Genomic DNA, 21,941 nt, shown 5'->3' with positions numbered 1-21,941 from the left:
CCGTGGCAGGTCATGACGTGGTGTCACTGGTGGCCGGATCCATCTGGGCGGACCGTCGTCGGGGGACACGGCCGTACGCCCCGAACGCCGGGCGCGGACCGCGTGGGGGCGGCGGAGGGACCTGGAAGGGCCCTCCGCCGCGAAACCGCCGTGCCCGCCGCCGGCGGTCAGCTCATGAGCCCGGTCGTCCGGCGACGGCGGAAGCGGTCCGGCACCGACGGTTCGCCGCGTCTGCCCGCGGACGGGGCGGCCTGCAGAGGCCTCACCGCGTCCCGACGTCGTGGGCGGTGCCGTCGGCGACGGCCCGGAGCTTGTCCGGGTTGGCCACGTTGTGGACGGCCGTGATGCGGCCGTCCGCGTCGAAGTCGAAGGTGACAGTGGCGATCACCCTGCCCGAACCGCTGAACACCATGCCCGGACCGCCGTTGACCTCGACGAGGTCCGCGTGCATGTCGGCGGGTTCGACGCCCTGGTAGGTGACCGTGCCGATGGCCGCGAACCAGGACGCCACTGTCCGTGCCCCCACGACCGGACGCATGGCCTGGCGGACCTTCCCCCCGCCGTCGGTCCACAGGGTGACGTCCGGGGACAGCAGGTCCATCAGGGTGTTGACGTCACCGCCCGTCGCGGCGGCGAGGAACCGCTCGGTGACCTCGCGCTGCCGCGACCGGTCGGCGGTGAAGCGCGGCCGCCTGGCCCGCACGTGCTCGCGGGCACGGTGTGCGGCCTGCCGGACCGCGGCTTCGGAACGCTCCACCGTCTCCGCGATCTCGGCGTGGCTGAAGTCGAAGACCTCCTTCAGCACGAACACCGCGCGCTCGAGCGGACTCAGCGTCTCCAGAACCACCAGCACGGCCATCGACACCGACTCGGCGTTCGTCAGCGCGTCGTCGGTGTCGCCGGTGGTGAGGATGGGCTCCGGAAGCCACGGCCCCACATAGGTCTCACGCTTGTGGCGGGTGGAGCGCAGCCGTTCCAGCGCCAGGTTCGACACGATCCGCGCCAGGTACGCCTTGGGGTCGGCCACCTGCGAGCGGTCGGCGGCCGACCACTTGATCCAGGCGTCCTGGACCGCGTCCTCGGCGTCGGCCGCGGTGCCCAGGAGGCGGTAGGCCACCGAGAACAACAGCTTCCGGTGCTGGTGGAACACCTGCTGGTCGAGGTCGGACAGGTGGGTCACAGCGCCTCCCCGCTCCGGGTGAAACGGCCGCCGCGGGGCCAGAACGCGCCCGAGACGGGCATCTTCCTCATACGTCCGTACGTCGGCCAGGGGGAGGCGGTCACCGTCTCCTTGTACCAGGCCGCCGTACGGCCGGTCAGGTGCAGGCGTCGGGGGCTGTCGTCGGGGCGCGTGAACTGCACGACCGCGTCATGGCGTCCCAGGCTCACCGGTGTGTGGTAGTAGCCGAAGCGGAACGGCTTGGGCGGCCTTCCCTCCAGCGAGCGGACGATCGACACCGCGGCGTGCACACCGGTCGGCATGCCGCCCTGGCAGGTGCCGTGCATGACGCCGTAGCCCTGGCGGATCGCGGCCGCGTCGCCGACGGCGTAGACCTCCGGATGCGACACCGACCGCAGTGCGGCGTCGGTGGCGATGCGGCCGTGCCCGTCGACGGTCAGCCCGGCGGCGGCCGCCAGCGGCGACACCCGCGTGCCGCTGGTCCACAGGACCACGTCGGCGCCGATGGTCTCGCCGCCCGCCTGCTCGACCGCCCCGGGCAGCACCTTCACGACCTCGACCCCGCTGAGCACCCGGACACCCAGCCGGTCGAGCGCGCCCTGAAGATACGCCCGGGCCTTCGCGTTCATGGCCGCACCGGGCTCATAGCGGCCCAGCAGCACGACGTCCAACTCCGGGTGCCGTTCAGCGATCTCGGCGGCCGACTCGACGCCGGTCAGGCCGCTGCCGCCGACCACCACCGTGCCGCTGCCGAGCCGCGCCAGCCGGTCGGCCAGCATTTCGGCGTCCTGGGCGCTGTTCAGGGTGTACGCGTGGTCCTCGACGCCCGGAACCGCCGCCGTGTCGGCCACGCTGCCCAACCCGTAGACCAGCGTGTCGTAGTGCAGGACCCGGTCGTCGTCGATCCGCACCGTCCTCGCGTCCGCGTCCACCGCTGTCACCCAGCCGCGCACGAACCGCGCGCCCGTGCCCTTCAGCAGCTCCGGGACGGTCAGCTCGGCGAGCTGCTGACCGGTCGCCGCCATGTGCAGCCGCAACCGCTCGGTGAACCGCTCCTGCGCGTTCACCAGGGTCACCTCCACATCCTGGCGCTGCCCGACCCGGGCCGCGCACTGGATCGCTGCGGCCGTCCCCGCGTAACCCGCCCCCAGGATCAGAACGCGGTGGGTGGTCGCCGTGTCGGCCTCGTGCCGTGCGCTCATCGCTGCGCCTTCCTTCGTTCTCCGTTGACGACCACCAGATGCAAGCTGCCCCCGTCTCCGTGACATCAGATCGATGTGATGCGCGACACGGTTGAGGTCGGTGGGATCGCCGACGGCCGCCGAAGGGGCCGCGGGCCGGGAGAAAATGGGCCTCGGGCGGTCCCGCTCGACCACGTCGACCACGTCGACCGCGGCGAGGTGTGCGAGGCGGTCGGACGGCACCTTGTCCGACAGTGTCGGCAGGGCCTGGCGGAGCTCGCTGTAGGAGCGGTCGCCGCGCAGCAGTTCGCGCACCACCAGCGCAACGGCCCTGGACAGCCGAGGGCGTGATCTCCACGGGGCAGGTGGGGGTGGGCTCCACGACGGCCGCACGCGGATCCTCGCGACCGCGGCGATGCCGTCGCCACCGTGTGATCGGGGGGGGTCAGCCGTTCGGGCCGGCGCTCCCGGTGCCGGGGCGGATCGCGTCGACCAGCATGCGCACGAGTTGCTCCCCGCCGACCGTCCACTTCTCCTTCGCCAGGTGACCACTGAGCTCCAGTCCCGCGATCCCGTGCGCGCTCGCCATCACCAGGGCGCCGAAGCGGCGGGCGTCGGGTTCACCGACCAGGTCGGCGACGATGGTGAGGAACTGGTTCTCGAGGCGGCTCGCGGCCTCGGCGGCCTCCGGATCGTCCGCCGGAGTGCTGAACATCAGCGCGTACAGGTGCGGTTGACGGCGGCCCACCCCGATGAGCGTCAGCAGGGCGCTCTCGAGCCGTGCGCCCGGAGTCGCGTCCAGGTCGGCCCGCAGCTGTTCCACCTCGTCCGCCGCCGAGTTCCAGGCGTCGACGGCGAGTTCGGTCAGCAGATGCGCCTTGTCCCGGAAGTGCCCGTACGGTGCGCCGCGCGAGACTCCGGCACGGGCACCCACCGCGCGGAGCGTCACCGCGTCGGGTCCCCCCTCGTCGAGTAGCTCGGATGCGGCACGCACGAGGGCGGCCCGGGTCGCTGCAGCTGCTTCAGTTCGCGTCACCACGGCACGATTCTAGTTGACAGTGTCATGTGAGTGCCCCACAGTGGTTCATATGACACTGTCACATAAGAATGAGATCATGGTCGTCTCCGGCACTTCGACGGGCATGGGCGCCGCAACGGCCCGCGAGCTCGCCGCTCGCGGCTACCATGTCCTCGCCGGCGTCCGCCGCACACCCGACGCGGACGCGATCCGGGCCGACGGCATCGAACCGGTGATCCTCGACATCACCCGGCCCGACCACGTCGAGGCCCTCGTCGACCGCGTCGCCTCCGACCCGGGCCGCCGCCCGCTGCGCGCCCTCGTCAACAACGCGGGCATCTCGGTCAACGCACCGGTCGAAACCCTGCCCCTGGACGAGTGGCGACGCCTGTTCGACGTCAACCTGTTCGGGCACGTCGCCGTCACCCAGGCGTTACTGCCTTTCCTGCATCGGAGCCGCGGCAGGGTCGTCAACATCAGCTCGGTCGGCGGACATGTCGCGATGGCCGCCTACGGCCCCTACGCCGCCACGAAGTTCGCGCTCGAAGCGGTCAGCGACTCGCTCCGCCGTGAACTCGCCCCGCACGGCGTGCAGGTCGTCGTCGTGGAGCCCGGCGCCGTGAAGACCGACATGGCCGACCGCGGTGCAGCCTCCACCACCGGTGCCGCCGAGACGATGAACCCCGAACAGCAACAGCGCTACGGCGCACTCGTGAGAGCCGTCCTCGCCCATACCGCAGCGCACATCGGGACCGGCTTGTCGGCAGACGAGGCCGGGGCTGTCATCGCGGGGGCCGCCACCGCCCGGCGACCGCGCACGCGGTACACCGTCGGCCGCGACGCCGCCCTGCTGACCCGCCTCACACGCGTCCTCCCCGATCGCGTGCTCGATCGGGTCCTCGCAGCGAGCCTCCGGCGCTACTTCCCCGCAGGCAGCGCCTAGGAATCCGTTCGCCGGGCCGTCCGGGAGCCGACCGTTCGCGGTGCATCACCAGGTGTGGACTCTGCGGGGCGGGCGGCCGTCCAGCCCCGTACCCCCGTTTCCCACCCGCGTCGACAGCGAGGAGGGCCAGGCGGATCGGTCCGATCGAACGGGCGGACCCGGGCCTCGGCAACGCCTGGGGGAACTCGTCGGGAAGACCTCGGTGGGTCACCGCGGACGTCACCAGTCGTCACCGTACGGTGGCCTTCTGTTGGTCAGTCACTCGGGCCTTGTTCAGCGATATCCAGAAAGGTTGCTTCCCGCCGGTCCCCCCGACCGTTCTTGACTCCCCCGCATATCCGGAGGCAACCGCATGCCAACGACACATCCACGACATGCGCGGACGCGGCGTGCCCTCAGGGCACGCCGCTCCTTTCGCGCCGCGCTGACGGCTTCGATGGCCGTCGTCATCGCCGGCACCGTGACCACGGTTCCCCCCTCGGCTTCGGCAGCGCCGTCGGAGAGCTGGGACGACACCGCCTACCGCGGCGGGATCGAGGTCGTCCGCACTCCGGAGGGCGCCGCCGACGACTCGGTGGTGACCGGCCGGGTGTTCGTGGACGCCGACCGGAACAGCGCCGACGACAGAGGCGAGGCCGGCCTGGCCGGCGTCGTGGTCACCAACGGCCGCGAGGTGGTGCGGACCGACGACCAGGGCCGCTACTCGCTGCCGGCGTTCGACAACATGACCGTGTCCATCACGCAGCCCTCCGGCTACCAGGTGCCGCTGGACGAGTACAACATCCCGCAGTTCCACTACAACCACCTCCCCGAGGGGTCCCCGGAACTGCGCTACGGCGGTATCGAGCCGACCGGCCCGCTGCCCTCCGCGATCAACTTCCCGATCGTCGAGAGCGACGAGACCTCCGCCGCCGAGCAGAGCTGCGTCATCGCCGGAGACCTGCAGACCTACACCGAGCAGGAGGTGGAGTACGCGCGCGCCGGAGCCATCAAGGACCTCTCCGAGCGCCACGACTACGCCGGCTGCGGCACCCTGTTCGTCGGCGACGTCGTCGGTGACGACCTGTCGCTCTACCCCGACATCAAGGACCTGGTCAGCGAGACCAACGGCCCGGCCCGCTTCCTGCCGGGCAACCACGACCTCGACTTCGACGCCCCGAGCGCCGAGCACTCCTTCGACACCTTCCGCGCGCAGCTGGCACCGGAGTACTACTCCTTCGACGTCGGCGACGTGCACGTCATCGCGCTGAACACCGTCGACTACCCGTGCACCGCGGCCGAGGACAGCCCCGAGGGCATCGAGGAGCACTGCGCCGACCCCGAGGGCTCACCGTCCTACAACGGCCGCATGGACGACGACCAGCTCACCTGGCTCCAGCACGACCTGGACAACGTCGACCGCGACAAGCTCGTCGTCGTCGCCGGCCACATCGGCCTGCTCAACTACGCCGACGAGAGCTCCCCGGTGCACCAGGTCGACCAGGTCGACCGCGTCCACCAGCTGCTGCGGGACCGGCGCGCCGTGGCGCTGTCCGGCCACAGCCACAGCATCGAGAACCTCAAGACCGGCGACGACGTCGCAGGCTGGCGCGAGCTCTTCGGCGTCGAGGGCCTGCCGTTCCCCCACATCACCGCGGGCGCGATCTCGGGTGACTGGTACTCCGGCGAGGTCGGCGAGGACGGCTACCCGACGGCCATCGGCCGCGACGGCGGCCGTCCCGGCGTGGTGACGCTGGACATCGACGGCAACGAGTTCCAGGAGCGCTACACCGTCACCGGTGAGTCCGACGACGTGCAGACGCAGCTGGGCATCAACAGCCCGACCTACCGCGAGTGGTTCGACGAGCGCCGGGAGTGGAACGGCAACCCGGTCGGAGAGGCCCCCGAGCTGGACGAGCCCCTGGTGGTCGACCGCTCCGACCTGGCCGGCGGCAGCTGGCTGACGACCAACTTCTTCTTCGGCTCCACCGGATCGACGGTCGAGGTCAGTGTCGACGGCGGACCCGCCGAGGAGGCCACGCGCACCCAGCAGATGGAGGGTGAGGCCGTCAACGTCGGCGCCGAGTACTCCGACCCGTACGCGGTCTCGCAGCAGCTGGTCCACGGCGGCACCCTCGGGGACCGGACGATGCACCTGTGGCGGTTCGACCTGCCCAGGAACCTCCGCACGGGGCAGCACACCGCCGAGGTGACCGCGACCGACTCCTACGGCCGCGAGTTCACCGACGTCCTGGAGTTCGAGGTCGTGGGACGGAGGTAACCGCACTGCTCCGCCCCTCCCGGCCCACGACCGTTGTCAGGGGCGCCCGGCCCCGGACGCGTGAGCAGCGCCGGTTCGTCGCGGAGGATCGGCCGCGGTGCGTGGGCGGACGGATTCCGGGAAGTTCCCCGTGGGCCCCCAGGAGGTGGTCCATGCTGGTGGACATGAGTCATTCCCCGTCTTCCGGCCTGCCCGGTCTGGTGCGGAACACCGCTGTGACCGTCGCCGTGCTGGTCGGCTGCGCCTGCTCCCCGTCCCAGGAGGAACAGAACGCGGCCGTCGCCGAGCCGGAGCCCTCCGCCAGTGCGAGCGAGACCCCCTCCCGGTTCACCGAGCTGACCCCCGACGCCACCACACGGGCTCAACTCGACGAAGGGCTCAGCGTGGCCGTGCAGAACTTCGAGCGCACCCACGACGCCCGAGGGAACCCTGCCCTGGTCTTCGACGTCACCCTCACCAACACCACCGGCCAGGAGTTCGACTCCTCTCGCGTCGCCGTGCACGCCTTTCACGGCCCCGAGAGCGAGGAGGGGTCCCCGGCGATCATGGAGTTCGACGACAACGGCGCGGGCCGCTCGGCCTACTTCGAGCAACTGATCCCCGACGGGCAGGAGGAGACCGTCACCTACGGGTTCGTCGTGGACGCCGACCATGAGGAGTTGATGGTCCTGGTCGCCCCCGAAGGCATCGACCCGGTGTTCCTCAGCGGTCTCCTCCCCACCTGAGCAGTCACGGACGTGAGCCGGGTTCCGGCTGGCCGACGCCGGTGCCGGTGCTGTGTCGCGGTCGTTCGGGACCGGGCAGGACAGCTACTGCGCGGTCTGCCGTTCGACCGATTCGAGCCCCGAACCCCTGAATCGCCAGCCCCACCAGGGTGTCCGCCTCGGCCGTTCTCCGGGTGAACTTTTCCGGCCACCTCCACGACCAGGGGCATGGACGTGACCTTCTCGTGAAGAACCGCATTGGCTCGACGCGGAACAAGGTCAGCTCAGGTGTGCGCCGGACGTGGAATTCCAGGCCTCTTCGCAACATCAGGACCAACATCCGCCAGCGCACGACCAACTTCTCCAACAAGACCTACAACACGGTCCGCAGCATCTACCGGCGAGTCCCCCACCGCGACAAGATCCTCAACTTCGCCACAGGTGCTCAAAGAACCGTCAGAATATATGTACCGCCAGTCCTGGTAACCGAATGGGTGTTCACAAAGGTCGGTCTTCCTTCGATGGAGGAAGCTGCTGCCCGGGCAGGCGTCGATTCGGAGTCCGGGGTGTTCGGGGTCTTCTCGGCGGTCTTCGGGAGGACAGCAAGGACGACGCTGTTTCGTGTGCCTCGGGCAACAGCTTCGTCAGGGGCACACGGGTCCTGATGGCCGACGGCTCCCAAAAGCCGATCGAGGACATCAGGATCGGTGACCTGGTATGGGCCTCCGACCCCGAAACAGCTGAGGAAGGGCCGCGTACGGTTCTGGCCACCATCGTCGGCGAGGGGGTTAAGACCCTGGTCGAGATCACCGTGGACACCACCACGCAGATCGACGCCGCAACCCTGGATCAGGCGGACCTGCCCGACGTCCCGTCTCAACCTGGGCCGACAGTGCTGGGCGACGCAATCATCGCCACCGACGGCCATCCCTTCTGGGTGCCTCTTTTGGGTGAGTGGGTCGATGCCGTCGACCTTGTTCCCGGGATGTGGTTCCTCTCCTCCGAGGGAACTCTGGTCCAGGTCACCAGTACCCGGGTCTGGACCGAGCCGGAACGGGTCCACAACCTCACGGTCCAAGACCTCCACACCTACTATGTGCTGGCAGAGACCACGCCAGTCCTTGTTCACAACTGTGGTGAGCGGATATATGAGGCGGGTGGTAAGCATGGTTCTGTATCTCGGGGGAGTTCTCGTGGTGAGAACAGTGCCGAACCTCGAGACGGTCAAGGGTCGCTGAATAACTCCGCGCAGATTAAGCCCACAGCCCCGCGCCGAGTGGGGATCGATCCATCCAATGGGGATCCTGTTATTCTAGACCGGACACGCGAGGTGCCTTGTGGTTGCACTACGCCTGGCGGAACGAATGAGGTATATCATGGCCACGTGCGAACGAATATCTCCACGGATCCAGGCATGGCAAGGGCGCAGTCGGTACTGCGAAGGGCAATCAAGTCGGGGTTGATTGATAGGCCATGATGACTAGTGAAGAACAGGATTTGGAAAATTGGCGTTTGGCCATGATGACTGACCTCGAAAGCTCGGATATTGAACTGGCCACCAGGGCGCTGCTTGCGCTCGCGTATGACGATTCTGACCGCAGGCGGGTTGAGGTTGTTTTGCTTGACTGTCTCTCTCGTGATGCAGATTTCCAGATTCAGGCCCTGGCTGTAACCTGCATGGGGCACCTGGGGAGAATTCATCGCGCCATAAGTGTGGATGTGGTCCATCGCCTGGAAGGGTTGCTTGAAGATTCCGCGCTTGGTGGTCGGGCGGAAGATGCGCTTGATGATATTCGAGCGTTCGTGAAAATGGGGAATGTCTAGATTTCGGCTTGGTTGGTTTCGATGGGTGAACTGGTGGTGTTGAATGGGTTGTGTTAATTGATTTGGTAGGTGGTGTCGAAGCGTTCGCTCGGAATAGGTCTCTTGGATGCCGCGGACATGGTGGCCGCTGAATGCTGATTGCGGTTGTTTTTCCGGCCACGACCGGCTGTATCTGAGCTCTGTGGGTTCGCTGGGCATCGTCGTGAGGGCGGGTGGGGCTGGCTATCGCCGGTGCTGTTGCGGGGGCGGGGCGAGGCCGGTGTGGGCGGCGCAGAAGGCCAGGACGTCTGTCTGCAAGTCGAGTGAGCGGTCCAGGGAGCGCGGCCCGTGGCCGACACCGTCCTCGCACCGCAGCACCACCGGTCGGTCCGAGGCGGTGGCGTGCTGCAGAGCCGCGGTCATCTTGCGGACATGCATGGAGTCCACCCGCGGATCGGTGCGGGGGCATGTCAGCAGCACGGCCGGGTAGTCCGTGCCCGGCCGGACCCGGTGGTAGGGCGAGTAGCCGAGCAGGGCGGCGCACTCGTCGGGGTCCTCGGCGGTGCCGAACTCCTGCCGCCACAGGTGGCCGATCCCGAAGCGGTCGTAGCGGAGCATGTCGGTGACCGCGTCGGAGCACACGGCGGCGGCGAACAGTTCCGGGGCGCGGGTCAGGGCCGCGGCGACCAGGAAGCCGCTGTGCGAGGAGCCGCGGATCGCGAGCCGGTCGGAGTCCGTGTGCCCCTGGTCGATGAGCCAGCGTGCGGCGGCGAGGAAGTCGGCGATGGCGTTGGGTTTGTCGGCACCGCTCCCGGCGGCGTGCCAGGCGGTCCCTCCCTCGCCCCCGCCGCGCACGCTCGCGATCGCGTAGGCCCCGCCGGCCGCGACCCAGGCGGTGATGGCGGGGGAGTACGCGGGCGGGGTGGAGGCGCCGAAACCCCCGTAGGCGGTCAGCAGGGTGGGCAGCGGACCGGTGCGGCCTGGCGGGGTGATCAGGTGCATGCGGACCGGGGTGCGGTCGAAGGAGGGGTAGCCGACCTGCGCGACCCGGGGATGTTCCCGGACCCCCGTCCGAACCTCCGCCCGGCCTGCCGACCGAGCGGCAGACGGTGTGCCCCGGGTGTCGCACTCCGGCGGGGTGTCGGGGACGCAGCGCCGTGTTGCGAGGTCGAAGCGGTGCACGCAGGGCGGCGTCGTGAAGTCGGTGTAGGTGAACCAGGCGCTGGAGGCTCCCTCCGGGGGCGCGGTGAGGCGTGCGACGTGGCCGTTGCCCGGGGCGGCCACCTCCGCGAGCAGGTCGCCGTCGCCGGTGTGCAGGCGTAGTCCGCTCACCCCGTGGCGGGAGTGCGCGGTGAGCAGGCGCAGCCGGCCTGTGCCGGGCTCGGTGAGCGTCACGCAGGCGGAGAGGACGCTGCCGGGTTCCTCCGCGACGACCGTTGTCCATGCTCGCAGGTGCGGGTCGGCGGGGTCGACCGCGCACAGGCGTCCGAAGGGGGCGCCGTGGTCGGTGACGGCGTAGACGCGTCCGTCGGGTGCGAACTTGAGCACCGCGCGGCTCGCGTCCCCGGTGCCGTCGAAGACCAGTGCGGGCCGCAGGTCCTGTTCAGGGTGGTGCGGTGCCCGCGCCAGCCACAGGCGGTTGCCCGACGTCGCCCCGGGTGAGGCCGACAGCATCAGGTGGCGCCCGTCGGGGCTGGTGGTGACCGAGAGCTGGGGCAGGTCGGTGGTGAACAGGACGGGGTCCCGCCCGGGTGCGGTGCCGACGCGGTGCAGACGCAGTTGTCGTCCTGTTCCGCCGCGGGGGGTGTGGACGTAGAGGAAGGCGGTGTCGTCCGCCAGCCAGGCCACGGGGGTCTGGCGTCCCGGATCCAGGGGTCCGTCGACCACGTGGCCGGTGGACACGTCGACGACTCCCAGTCGCGGGCGCTCGTCCCCCTGGTACGACATCTGGTAGGCCACCAGTTCCCCGCTGGGGGAGGGGCGCCAGGCGTCCAGGGTCGTCGACCCGCTCGGGTCTCCCGCGAGGGGGTCCAGCAGCGTGCGCGCGGGGCCGCCCGGTTCGGCGGTCATCAGCACGGGCAGGGGCCGGCCTGGTGGGTGCCGGAGGAAGAACCGTCGCCCGCGGCGCCAGACCGGGGGTGAGACCGCGGACAGGGCGTCGGTCCGAGCCGTGGCCGAGCGCAGAAGTGCCTGCCAGGCAGAACGGTGGGGCCAGGTCGCCGCGCGCGAGGTGTACAGCCGAGCCTGGTGCTCCAGCCAGGCCTCGCACTCGGGGCCGTTGCCGTCCTCCAGCCACCGGTAGGGGTCGGCCACGGCGTGCCCGTGCAGGTGCTCGACGGCGGTGTCCCGGCGGGTCGGCGGAAAGCCGGGGGAGGGGAGGGCGGATGCGCTGGTCATGGGGACGCCGACTTCCGAGGGAGAAGCCAAGGGCTCCCGGTGCGTCCCGGGGCCTCTACGGTGCGGAACCGGAAGCCCTCGTCCTGCACGCCCTCCATCAGCTCCGGGCGCCAGTCCTCGATGTCGATGATCTCGTCGGTCAGGAGTGGGGGCAGCAAGGATCCGGGAAGTTCACTCATGAGACACCTCTCCACTCGTGGTGGCTGTCGCCACTCGGAGTATGGGGAGAGGTGTCACCCGTCACCAAGGGGGCGCGCCGACTCGGACGGTTCGGGGTCGAGGAGCATCGGGACAGGAATCCGGGCCAGGGATCCCAGGTCTGCTCACCACCGACCGATGCAGGTGAGGACCTGCCGCCACATCCTGGAGCGAACCTCCCGCCCCCCCAAGGTCCCGCCCCGTACCGTCGTTGTCGAACCTGACCACGGAGACAGGGCGCCTGCCTGCTTCTAGACAGTCGTCTGTTCAGTCCTCCCCAGCGAGGGCCAGGCCACCACCGCGAGGAGCCCCACTGCGCCGGCCGCGATCCAGAACGGGACCAGCAGCCCCACGTACTCCGCCAGGAACCCGCCCGCGAGAGCCCCCAGTGCAACACCCCCCAGGTCGGCCACCATGTAGGCGCTGCCCACCCGGCCCAACAGGTGGTCGGGGGTGAGGCGCTGGCGCACCGTCGTGGCGGCGATGCCCCACACCATGGTGTGCACACCGAACAACCCCATGATCCCCCCTGCCACGACACCGTCGGTGGCCAGGGCCAGAGCGGCGTAGGTCCCGGACTCCACCAGCAGTCCCACACGCAGGATCCATCCACGGCCCACGCGCTGTTCCAGCCATCCGTACATCCACGAGCCCGCGATGCCGCCCACCGCGCCGGCGGAGATGAAGAACCCGAATCCCGTGTCGGACAGTCCGAGGTGTTCGCGCGCGTAGAGCACCCAGATCGCGAAGGCCCCCACCCCGGTGAGGTTCATGACCAGGATGCACCCGCACAGGGTGCGCAGCCCGGGCGTGGTCCAGACGAAGACCAGCCCGCGCGTGATCTGCGCCCGGAGTGTGGCCTGCTCGACCTCCTCTGTTTCGGGGGTGGGCGTGCTTACCTGGGAGATGCGGGCGGTGAGCAGACCCGCGAGCGCGAAGGCCATCGCGTCGAAGGCGAAGGGCAGGGCCCACAACACGGCGAAGGCCAGTGCACCCAGGGGCGGGCCGAGGAGCTGGTTGTTCAGGGAGAACGTCAGCGCCAGGCGGGTGTTGGCACGCCCCAGCGACGCGCGGTCGACCGCGCAGACCAGGATCGCCCCGTAGGCGGTGTCGGCCAGGCTCTCGCCCACTCCCATGAGGAACAGAGCGGAGTAGAACAGGCCCCGGTGCACGTCACCGGTCAGCACGGTCAGGGCCAGAACGCCCAGGACCGCTGAGCGTGCGAGGTTGGCCGCCACGAGCACGGCCCGGCGGGGAAGGCGGTCGACCAGCGCTCCGGCGAAAAGCGCGAACAGCAGCTTGGGCAGCTGCTGGACCACGACGGCGGCCGAGACCGCGACTGCGGAGGACGACAGGCAGGCGGCGAGGAGCGGGCCTGCTGCGAGCAGGGCCCCGTCGCCGAGGTTGGTGATGGCCGAGGCGGACCACAGGCGGGTGAAGTCCGGCCCCAGCGGGGGCAGGTGCCTGCGGCGGGCACGACGGAGAAGGGACATGGAGGTGACTCCCCAAGGCATGACGAAGGCGCCGATCGGCGCATGGACGGGACAGCACGATCAGGTGCTGTTCGGCCTGCCTCGGCGGGGGAGCCGCGTGATGTGGAGGTGGAGGGCCTGAGGCCTACAGGGAGGGCTCCCGGTGCCGGGCGGGCTGAGCGATCGGGCGCGTGGCGGTGATGCGCATCGGGGTCCTTTCAGGAGTCGGTCGTGCCCTGCCGCGGACGGGGGCGCATGTCCGGTGAGGAGCACGTTAGGAGAAAACCGCTGGGGGAGCGACGGGTTTTCCAACGGCTCTTCGGAGCGTGGTGCGCAAGCGGCCCCACCCCACGTCGGTCCAGAACGGAGGACGCGCCCCTGACCCGGCGCGACATGCGACGAAAGGCCGCTGAAAGCACAGTCGGTGATGCTGTGAACGCACCGAGGAGTCGGAGATCCACCCCCACAGAGTCGGAGATCCACCCCCACAGCAGAGTGCCCAGGAGGGACGCGGTGATCAGATCCGAGTTCAACACCGACGACCTGCCCGCCGAGGATCGCTTCGATATCTGGCGTCACCACGTGGTTCGGGCTCCGACCCCCATGGACGCGACCAGTGACCGGATCGTCGACTTCCATGTCTCCCAGCGCGACCTGCACCTGGACGCCGCGCGTGTGTGGATGATGGGGCTTCGCGCGCTGACCCTCCACCGGACGCCGCACCTGATCAAGCGCTCCGACCCGGAGGCGTACAACATCTGCCTGATTCGGAGCGGCTCGCTCGACCGTGGTTGGGGAGGGCAGGAAGCGACCTATGGCCCGTACGACATCCACGTGAACGACTCCTCCAGGCCCTTCGACCTCCAGGCGCCGGGCGGCAAGGGGCTCGTCATGAGTGTGGGGGTCGACATTCCCAAGAGAATGCTGTCCCTGCCCCAACGGCAGGCCGACCGGATGGACGGTCTTCGGCTGTCGGGACGTGAGGGAATCGGCGCCCTCCTCGGCGTCTTCCTGACCCAGTTGACCGAGAACCCCCGGGCCTACACCGCCTCTGACGGGCCCCGGCTGGCACTGCCCCTGGGCGACCTGGTGTCGGCGCTGTTCGCCCACACACTGGAGGCCGAGAAGACCCTCGTCCCCGAAAGCCGCACACGAAGCCTCCTGCTACGCATCCGGGCGTTCGTTCACGAACACCTGCACGAACCGCACCTGACGCCGAGCACCATCGCCGCAGCACACCACATTTCCGTCAGCTACTTGCACCGCCTCTTCCAGCAGGACGACATCACGGTCTCCGCCTGGATCCGGCAGCAGCGCCTGGAACGCACCCGCCGAAACCTGGCCGATCCCACGCTGTCCGAGGTGCCGATCCACCTCATCGCGGCACGCTGGGGCTTCAGCCATCCCGCCGCGTTCAGCCGAGCCTTCCGTGCGGCCTACGGGATCGCTCCGAGGGACTACCGGCACCGGTTTCACGGCTCGGAGGGGCGCATCGAGTAGAGGGACAAGGTGAGCCGGGCGACGCCGGTGTTCCCCGGTGGCCAGAGCTTCCGAGCACCCGTGAGGCCGGGGGGTGAGAAGGGCTGCTCCAGGTGGGGTGGAGTTCTGGGCAGGCCACCGGCTCCGACGCGACGCTCGCGGCTCAGCCGCGCCCCGGGGCTCAGCACTGTCTGAACTGGCCCCGGTGAGAGGAACGCATGTCCGTGTCCGCCGCCCGCCCGGCCGTCACGGACGACCGGGCGGCCAGGTCGCTAGGAGGGTTCGGCAGCGGTGGTGCTGCGCACCTTCACGGCGGTGATGGTGCGCCCGCTGGTCTCGGCGACCTCGGCCTCCCAGCCGCCGAAGGAGATCTTCTCCCCGGGGGCGGTGGGGATGTGGCCCAGGATCGCGATGAGCAGACCGGCGACGGTGACGTAGTCGCCCTCGGGGGGATCGCTCAGCTGCAGGTCCAGGTCGGACAGGTCGTGGACCGGGTAGGTGCCCGGCAGCGTCATGGTGCCGTCGTCGTTGGAGACCACGGTACGGATGTCGGAGTCGGTCTCGTCGTAGATCTCGCCGACGATCTCCTCCAGGAGGTCCTCCAGGCTGACGATGCCGTCGATGCCGCCCACCTCGTTGACCACCACGGCCAGCTGCTGGTGCTCAGCGGTCATCCGGCGCAGGGCCAGGGAGACGACCAGGGAGTCGGGCAGCAGCATCGGCTCCCGGGCCAGCTCGCCGGCGGCGCCCTCACCGCGGACCAGGTCGGACCAGTGCACGACGCCGACGACCTCGTCGAGGTCGTCGTCGGCGACGACGGGGGCCCGGGAGTGGCCGTGCTCGGCGAGCATGCGGGCGGCCTCCTCGGTCGGGGTGCGGGCCGGGATGGTGAAGACGTCGCCGCGCGGGACGACGACCTGGCGCAGCCGCCTGTCGTCGATCTCGAAGGCGCCCGAGATGATGGTGCGCTGCTCGCGGGTCATGCCGCGCTGGGTGGCGAGCATCTCGCGCAGTTCCTCCTCGCTGACCTCCTCCTTGGCGGCGGTGGGGTCGCCGCCGGTCAGGCGCACGACCAGGTCGGTGGAGGCGCTCAGCAGCCACACCACGGGGCGCGAGAGCATGGCCAGCAGGTTCAGGGGGCGCGAGACGGCCAGGGCCCAGGTCTCGGCGCGCTGCATGGCGATGCGCTTGGGCGCGAGCTCTCCGAAGACCAGGGTGACGAAGGTCAGGACGACGGTGACCAGGACGATCGAGACGGGTCCGGCCGCGGAGCCGAGGAAGCCGAGTGGTTCGACCAGGGGTTGGGCCAGGGCCACGGCCGCGGTGGCCGAGGCCAGGAAGCCGGCGAGGGTGATGCCGATCTGGATGGTGGCGAGGAAACGGTTGGGGTCCCGGGCCAGGCGGGCCACGGCCCTGCCGCCGGGTCCCCGCTCGGCCAGCTGCTTGATCTGCCCCTCGCGCAGGGTGATCAGGGCGATCTCGCTGCCGGCGAAGATGGCGTTGGCCAGCACGAGGACCAGGACGAGGCCGATTTGAACCCCGTAGTTCTCCATAACTGCTGTTGTCTCCGATGCTGGTGATGTTGTGCTTACCCGGATTCGGGTCGCACCAGCCTCCCACAACCGGTCGCCGAACCCCAGGGACGGACCGCGCGCACCGCACACGGCCGCTCCCGGGGCCCTCCTCGAACAGGTGCCGTGCGCAGACCGGGTCCGGTGCCGGGCCCGCCGGGCCCAGCCCGCCGTCGACCGGGCCGCGGCCCCCGGACGCTCAGGGGGTCAGGTGCGCGGCGAAGTGCGCGCGGAGTTCCTCGAAGTGCCGTTCGGCCGCCTGCGGGTCGTACATGGAGGTGTCCGCCATGGAGTACCCGTGCGGGGCCCCGCGGTAGACATCCTGGTCGAAGTCCAGCCCGGCGGCACGGGCCGCGTCGGCGAGGACGTCCATCTGCTCGGGCGTCATGGAACGGTCCTGGTCGGCGTGGCGCAGCAGCAGGTGCGCCTTCGCGGAGCCGAGCCACAGGTGGGGGCTGTCCGCGTCGTCGGTGACGAGCCCTCCTCCGTGGAAGCCGCCGACCGCGGCCACGGAGTCCGGGTGGTCCCCGGCGGCACGCAGTGCGAGGCGAACGCCCATGCAGTAGCCGACGACACCGACGGGTCCGTCGACCACCCCGTCCGCGGACTTGAGGGCGTCGAGGTAGGCCGCGGTGTCCGAGCGGGAGAGATCGCTGGTCAGGGCGTTCATCCGGGGAACAGCTCCGGCGAAGAACCTCTCGCGGGCACCCGGTTCGCGCAGGTCCTCGTGGGGGGACGTCTCGTCGGCGCTCCCGGATCGGTGGAACGTGTTGGGGGCGAGCACCGTGTAACCCCAACTCGCGATGCGGTCCGCCATCTGGCGGATCTGCGGGCGCAGGCCGATGGCGTCCATGTAGAGAAGGACCCCGGGGAACTCCCCTCCCGCGCCGTCGGGGCGTGCCAGCCAGGCCTCGACCTCTCCCGCTTCGGTGGCCACCGTCGTGTTCGTCATGTTCAGGCCTTCGTTCGTCGGTCTTCCGCCGCTCGCCGGGCGCGACTGACAGCGTATGTTCTGGTCCCGTTCCCGGGGCGCCTGGTCGGTCGCGGGCACGGAGGAGCCGGACGGCAGGGCCCCGGCGGGCGGTGATTCCGCGCGCCGGGGCCCTGCGGTGCCGGGTTCGGCCGCCGGGCGGTCAGGTCCTCCAGGCCCCCGCCGCCGCGGACCGCACGACGTAGTCCTCGAACGTTCGGGGTGCGCGCCCCAGCACGGTGGCGACACCGTCCGACGTCTCGGCGATCTCCCCGCGCTCCATCAGCACGAACATCTCGGCGACGTGGCGGGCGTCGCCCTCGTCCCATCCCGCCTCGACCATCGCCGCGGTGTACTCGGCGGGGGAGACCTGCTTGTAGGCGATGGGCAGTCCGGACGCCCGGGAGATCAACTCGACGGCCTCGGCGAACGTCAGACCGCGGGGCCCGGTCAGCTCGTAGATCCGGCCGGCGTGCCGGCCCGGCTCGGACAGCACCGCGGCCGCGACGTCGGCGACGTCCTCCAGGTCGATGAACGCCTCGGGGACCGTCCCGGCCGGGAGCGCGAGCTCACCTGCGACCAGCGGGGCGTGGAAGAGGTCCTCGTCGAAGTTCTGGTTGAAGTTGGACGGCCGCAGCACGGTCCACTCCAGCGCCGAGCCGCGCACGGCGTCCTCGGCGGAGCGCATGTCCAGACCGAACGAGGAGTCGCCCCAGGTGTCGGCGCCGTGCCCGGAGAGCAGGACCAGGCGTCGCACGCCGGAGGCCTCCGCCCGCGCCACGAACTCGTGCACCGGTCCGGGCACGGACGGGGGCACCACGTAGACGGTGGTGACGCCCCGCAGAACAGAGTCCCAGCCGCCGGGGTCGGACCAGTCGAAGCGGGCCCTGCTGGACCGGGAGGCGGCGCGCACCTGCGTGCCGCGCAGCCGCATGCGGGCGGCGACCCGTCGGCCGGTCTTGCCGGTGGCGCCGAGGACGAGAGTGGTGTCGTTGCTCATGGAAGTGATTCAACGGCACCTGCTCGGACGAATCCATGGGTGAGAAACCGGATCGCCTTTGTCATCGTCTAACCTCGGTGGGATGGACGCATTCGGTGACCTCTTCCGCGGGCTCCGGGCCCAGGGCTCGTTGTTCGGCAACACGATCCTGTCCCCGCCCTGGGCGCTGCACTTCGTGGACGGCGCACCGCTGACGCTGTGCACCGTCCTCGGCGGATCGGGCTGGATCGTGCCCGAGAACCGCCCGCCCGAACTGCTCCGGGCCGGCGAGACGGTCATCGTGCGGGGCCCCGAGCCGTTCACCTTCGTCGACGAGGTCGGTACCCGGGCCGAACCGATCGAGTGCGGAGAGCACTGCGCGACGCCCGACCAGGGCGGGACCCGGTACCGTCTCGGCTGGAACGACAGCACCTGCGGCGACCCCGGTGACGGCGCGACGACGCTGATCGTCGGCGCCTACCCGGTGCGCGGCGAGATCAGCCGCAGGCTGCTGGACGCGCTGCCCGTCGTGCTGCGCGTGGCCTCCGGCGGCGGGACCGACGCCGTCCTGGACCACCTGGCCGCCGAGGTCGCCGCCGACACCCCCGGCCAGCAGGTGGTCCTGGACCGGCTGCTGGACTGGATGCTGGTCTGCGCGGTGCGCGAGTACTTCGACCGGCCCGGAGGCGAGCCCCCGGCCTGGTACGCGGCCCAGCGGGACCCGGTGGTCGGTGACGCGCTGCGCCTGCTGCACGCCGAACCGGCGGCGCCCTGGAAGGTCTCCTCGCTGGCCGACCGGACCGGGGTGTCGCGTTCCACGCTGGCGAAGCGGTTCGCCCACTTCGTGGCCGAACCGCCGCTGACCTACCTCACACGCTGGCGGATGACGCTCGCCGCGGACCTGCTGGTCGAGCGCGAGGGGGCGACCGTCGCCGAGGTCGCCCGCGCCGTCGGCTACACGGACGCGTTCGCGTTCAGTGTGGCGTTCAAGCGGATCCGGGGCGTCAGCCCGAGCGGGTTCCGGCGCCCGGGCACTGTCGTCCCCGAGCAGCCCGTCGGCCCGCCGCTGCGGCCTCCGGGCGCCGTGCCGGCCGCCGTTCCCGTGGTCGGTGCGCGGTCCTGATCGCCTCCGGCGGCGGTTCCCGGTAGCCCGGACGCGCGAGGTCCCCCGGGGATCGGGTCGGCGGGACCGCGCCTGCCCAGGAGTGCCGCACCGGGGATGACGGCGGCCTGGTTGCGCGGGCGGGGCGGAGCGAGACTTCGTGCGAGGCGGTGGGGGCGTCCCCACCGCGCCGCACGAACGGGAGGACCGCCATGGGCTCCGCGTCCATCGCACAGAACGCTGACGGGGCACGCACGCTGGAGGAGATACGCCGCCGGTCCGACGACCCGCGCAGGCGCATTCTGTTCACCGGCGCCACCGTGGTCACCATGGATCCCGGGATCGGGATCCTGGAACGTGCCGACGTCCTGGTCGAGGGGAACACGATCGCCGCCGTGGGCTCCGGGCTGGAGGCGGGCGACGCGGTCGTGGTGGACGCCGCGGGAACGGTCGTCACCCCCGGGTTCGTCGACACCCACCGGCACGCCTGGCAGTCGCAGCTGCGCCGCTCCATCCCGGACGTGGACGACCTCGCGTCCTACGTCACCACCGCCCTGGCCGGGTACGCCCCCGTCTACGAGCCCGAGGACATGTACGTCGGCACCAGGCTCGCGGCACTGTCCGCGATCGACAGCGGCATCACCTGCATGCTCGACTTCTCGCACAACTCCCGCACCCGCGAGCACTCCGACGCCGCCGTCCGGGCCCTGCTCGACACCGGCATCCGCGGGGTCCACGCCGCCATGGGGCCGCACTTCGGCGCCTGGGACCGGCAGTGGCCGGAGGACCTGACCCGGCTCCGGGAGCAGTTCACGGACGGCTCGGGCCGGATGCTGACCCTGCGGGCGGGGGCGCTCGCCACCGGCGACATCGGCGGACCCGCCCTGGCCCACGGGCCGGACCTCGCCCGGATCGCCCGGGACCTGGACATCGGCGTCAGCGTGGACGCGGTCTTCGGAACCCCCTCCTCCCAGGCGGTCCTGGAGTGGGAGGAACAGGGCCTCCTCGGTCCGCACCTCACCCTCATCCACGCCACCGGCCTGACCGACCGGGCGTGGAAGGCGATCGGCGCCACCGGGACCACGGTCTCCCTCGCGCCGACCTCCGACGCGCAGATCGGCCTGGAGACGGCGGTTCCCGCGATCGACGAGGCCCTTGCGGCGGGCGTGCGCCCGGGTCTGAGCATCGACGTCGAGGTGGCCCTCGCCGGGGACATGTTCACGCAGATGCGCACCCTGCACACCGTCCAGCGCATGCGGGCGGTCAACGCCGCCTACGGCACCGACGCCGAACCGGCACGGATCGGCGTCCACGACGTGCTGGACTTCGCCACCCTCCAGGGCGCGCGCACCAACGCCCTGGAGGAGGTGACCGGCTCGCTCACCCCCGGCAAGCGGGCCGACCTGCTGGTGATCCGTGCGGAGGACCTGAACAACATGCCGCTCAACGACCCGGTCGGCACGGTCGTCCTGGGCTCGGACGCCCGCAACGTCACCGCCGTCCTGATCGACGGCGAGCCCCGCAAGTGGGACGGACAGGTCCTGGACGTGGACCTGGCGGCTCTGCGCGCCCAGGTCCGGGACTCGCGCGACCGCCTGCGCGAGCGGATCGGGCACTGACCCCGCCCCCTCACCGACTTCCCACCGCCCGACGAGGACAGAAGGACAGAACATGGAGAACACCGTGAGCACCACCGCCCCGGCACACCCGAGCAGGGACGACGCGACGCTGGCCCAGGTGCGCGCCCCCGGAGGCCGACCGCTGCTGCTGACCGGCGGTACCGTCATCACGCACGATCCGCAGATCGGCGACTGGGAGCGTGCCGACGTCCTGATCGGGGCGGACCTGATCGTCGGCGTCGGCCCCGGCCTGCTCACGGCGGCCGAGGACGACGGGATGATCGTCCTGGACTGCGAGGGAACGGTCGTGCTCCCCGCCTCCGTCGACCTGACGGGGGACGGAGGGAGCGGCACACTCGCACCGGGCACGCCCGCGGACGTCGCCGTGATCCGGATCGCGGACGCGCCCGGCACTGCCAGGGGAGCCGTTCCGGCCCGGGGCGGCCACCTCGACCTGCTGATCACCGCGGGCAGGGTCCGCCGCTGGAACGGGCTCGACCTGGAGGGAACCGACCCGGCTCCGACCACCGAGGGGGAACCCGCCCACGACTCCGACCACCCCTACGCGGGCCTGTGGGTCGATGAGAACGGGTTCATCCGCCAGGAGCTGCTCCCCGACGGGCGCTACGACGAGGCACGAGGCGCCCGCGAGAGCGCCTACGGCGGCCGGTACTGGATCAGCGGATCCAGGATCGACTACCTGGACGACCTGGGCTTCTGGGCCTTCGGTGAGTTCCGCGACGGCGTGCTCCACCACGCCGGGTACCGGTTCACCCGGCGCTGACCGGGCCGGCCGGCACGCGGGCCCGGCCCGGGGTCACGCACATCGCAGCCCCGGGCCCTTCCCCGCCACGCGCGAAGGTCCCATCCGGGCACCGGGTGGGACCTTCGTTCGCGGGGACGGTCCGCAGAGGGGAGTGGTGCGGAGGACGTGTCCGCGACAGCCGCCGGATCACCGGGCACCGGGCCGTGACCCGGTCCGCGGGGAGCCCCTGATTCCGGAGCGGTGCCGCGACGCCGTGGGCGTCGGCCGCGGTGGGGTCGCCGTCGACCCGGGGGCCGTGA

18 protein-coding genes are annotated in these 21,941 nt (G+C 70.8%); 9 read left to right on the top strand and 9 right to left on the bottom strand.

Annotated elements, in window-relative coordinates; genetic code table 11:
• Positions 1-262: 262 nt before the first annotated feature.
• The 3 genes from Q8791_RS27785 to Q8791_RS27775 all read right to left on the bottom strand — a co-directional run bounded on the left by Q8791_RS27785 (position 263) and on the right by Q8791_RS27775 (position 3,400).
• A complete protein-coding gene (locus tag Q8791_RS27785; protein WP_330094791.1) occupies positions 263-1,180 on the bottom strand; it encodes an RNA polymerase sigma-70 factor in 918 nt (305 codons plus the stop codon).
• Positions 1,177-2,382, bottom strand: a complete 1,206-nt coding sequence (locus Q8791_RS27780) for an NAD(P)/FAD-dependent oxidoreductase (protein ID WP_330094790.1) — start codon at positions 2,380-2,382, stop codon at positions 1,177-1,179. The genes Q8791_RS27785 and Q8791_RS27780 overlap by 4 nt, the downstream gene beginning before the upstream one ends.
• A 424-nt stretch (positions 2,383-2,806) precedes the next feature.
• Positions 2,807-3,400, bottom strand: a complete 594-nt coding sequence (locus tag Q8791_RS27775; RefSeq protein ID WP_330094789.1) for a TetR/AcrR family transcriptional regulator — start codon at positions 3,398-3,400, stop codon at positions 2,807-2,809.
• A 49-nt stretch (positions 3,401-3,449) separates the two neighbouring features.
• Here Q8791_RS27775 and Q8791_RS27770 point away from each other — a divergent pair, with 49 nt between their 5' ends.
• The 5 genes from Q8791_RS27770 to Q8791_RS27750 all read left to right on the top strand — a co-directional run bounded on the left by Q8791_RS27770 (position 3,450) and on the right by Q8791_RS27750 (position 9,110).
• The gene (locus Q8791_RS27770; RefSeq protein WP_330094788.1) at positions 3,450-4,322 is read left to right on the top strand and encodes an SDR family oxidoreductase; all 873 of its coding nucleotides are present in this window, start codon (positions 3,450-3,452) and stop codon (positions 4,320-4,322) included.
• Positions 4,323-4,758: 436 nt separating this feature from the next.
• A complete protein-coding gene (locus Q8791_RS27765) occupies positions 4,759-6,582 on the top strand; it encodes a calcineurin-like phosphoesterase family protein (RefSeq protein ID WP_330094787.1) in 1,824 nt (607 codons plus the stop codon).
• Positions 6,583-6,746: 164 nt separating this feature from the next.
• Entirely contained in the window at positions 6,747-7,307 is a 561-nt protein-coding gene (locus Q8791_RS27760; RefSeq protein ID WP_330094786.1) for a hypothetical protein, read from the top strand.
• 469 nt (positions 7,308-7,776) lie between these two features.
• Complete coding sequence (locus Q8791_RS27755; RefSeq protein WP_330094785.1) at positions 7,777-8,763, top strand: polymorphic toxin-type HINT domain-containing protein; 987 nt, start codon at positions 7,777-7,779, stop codon at positions 8,761-8,763.
• Positions 8,760-9,110, top strand: a complete 351-nt coding sequence (locus Q8791_RS27750; RefSeq protein ID WP_330094784.1) for a hypothetical protein — start codon at positions 8,760-8,762, stop codon at positions 9,108-9,110. The genes Q8791_RS27755 and Q8791_RS27750 overlap by 4 nt, the downstream gene beginning before the upstream one ends.
• Before the next feature lie 222 nt (positions 9,111-9,332).
• On the opposite strand, the gene Q8791_RS27745 is transcribed toward Q8791_RS27750, so the two are convergent.
• The 3 genes from Q8791_RS27745 to Q8791_RS27735 form a co-directional block, all read right to left on the bottom strand.
• Positions 9,333-11,486 carry a prolyl oligopeptidase family serine peptidase gene (locus Q8791_RS27745; RefSeq protein ID WP_330094783.1) on the bottom strand — a complete coding sequence of 718 codons (2,154 nt, stop codon included), beginning with the start codon at positions 11,484-11,486 and terminating at the stop codon, positions 9,333-9,335.
• Entirely contained in the window at positions 11,483-11,665 is a 183-nt protein-coding gene (locus tag Q8791_RS27740; RefSeq protein ID WP_330094782.1) for a hypothetical protein, read from the bottom strand. Before Q8791_RS27740 ends, Q8791_RS27745 begins: the two co-directional genes overlap by 4 nt.
• A gap of 270 nt (positions 11,666-11,935) precedes the next feature.
• Positions 11,936-13,177 carry an MFS transporter gene (locus tag Q8791_RS27735; RefSeq protein WP_330094781.1) on the bottom strand — a complete coding sequence of 414 codons (1,242 nt, stop codon included), beginning with the start codon at positions 13,175-13,177 and terminating at the stop codon, positions 11,936-11,938.
• Positions 13,178-13,669: 492 nt separating this feature from the next.
• On the opposite strand from Q8791_RS27735, the gene Q8791_RS27730 reads away from it, so the two are divergent.
• Complete coding sequence (locus Q8791_RS27730; protein ID WP_330094780.1) at positions 13,670-14,656, top strand: helix-turn-helix domain-containing protein; 987 nt, start codon at positions 13,670-13,672, stop codon at positions 14,654-14,656.
• Positions 14,657-14,907: 251 nt separating this feature from the next.
• Here Q8791_RS27730 and Q8791_RS27725 read toward each other — a convergent pair whose 3' ends face one another.
• The 3 genes from Q8791_RS27725 to Q8791_RS27715 all read right to left on the bottom strand — a co-directional run bounded on the left by Q8791_RS27725 (position 14,908) and on the right by Q8791_RS27715 (position 18,176).
• Positions 14,908-16,188 carry a hemolysin family protein gene (locus tag Q8791_RS27725; protein ID WP_330094779.1) on the bottom strand — a complete coding sequence of 427 codons (1,281 nt, stop codon included), beginning with the start codon at positions 16,186-16,188 and terminating at the stop codon, positions 14,908-14,910.
• Between the two features lie 217 nt (positions 16,189-16,405).
• Positions 16,406-17,158: a dienelactone hydrolase family protein gene (locus Q8791_RS27720; RefSeq protein ID WP_330094778.1), complete on the bottom strand. Its 753-nt coding sequence runs from the start codon at positions 17,156-17,158 to the stop codon at positions 16,406-16,408.
• 181 nt (positions 17,159-17,339) lie between these two features.
• Positions 17,340-18,176: an NAD(P)H-binding protein gene (locus Q8791_RS27715; RefSeq protein WP_330094777.1), complete on the bottom strand. Its 837-nt coding sequence runs from the start codon at positions 18,174-18,176 to the stop codon at positions 17,340-17,342.
• Between the two features lie 82 nt (positions 18,177-18,258).
• Here Q8791_RS27715 and Q8791_RS27710 point away from each other — a divergent pair, with 82 nt between their 5' ends.
• From Q8791_RS27710 to Q8791_RS27700, 3 genes are all read left to right on the top strand, one after another.
• Complete coding sequence (locus tag Q8791_RS27710) at positions 18,259-19,278, top strand: AraC family transcriptional regulator (RefSeq protein WP_330094776.1); 1,020 nt, start codon at positions 18,259-18,261, stop codon at positions 19,276-19,278.
• A gap of 191 nt (positions 19,279-19,469) precedes the next feature.
• Positions 19,470-20,876 carry an amidohydrolase family protein gene (locus tag Q8791_RS27705; RefSeq protein ID WP_330094775.1) on the top strand — a complete coding sequence of 469 codons (1,407 nt, stop codon included), beginning with the start codon at positions 19,470-19,472 and terminating at the stop codon, positions 20,874-20,876.
• 52 nt (positions 20,877-20,928) lie between these two features.
• Complete coding sequence (locus Q8791_RS27700; RefSeq protein ID WP_330094774.1) at positions 20,929-21,660, top strand: Atu4866 domain-containing protein; 732 nt, start codon at positions 20,929-20,931, stop codon at positions 21,658-21,660.
• The last annotated feature ends 281 nt before the right edge of the window (positions 21,661-21,941 follow it).

Origin of the sequence: Nocardiopsis codii (genome assembly GCF_036327455.1) — a bacterium.
Classification (GTDB): domain Bacteria; phylum Actinomycetota; class Actinomycetes; order Streptosporangiales; family Streptosporangiaceae; genus Nocardiopsis; species Nocardiopsis codii.
The sequence above is the reverse complement of the archived record's forward strand: the minus strand, read 5'-3'. Positions and strand labels throughout refer to the sequence as shown.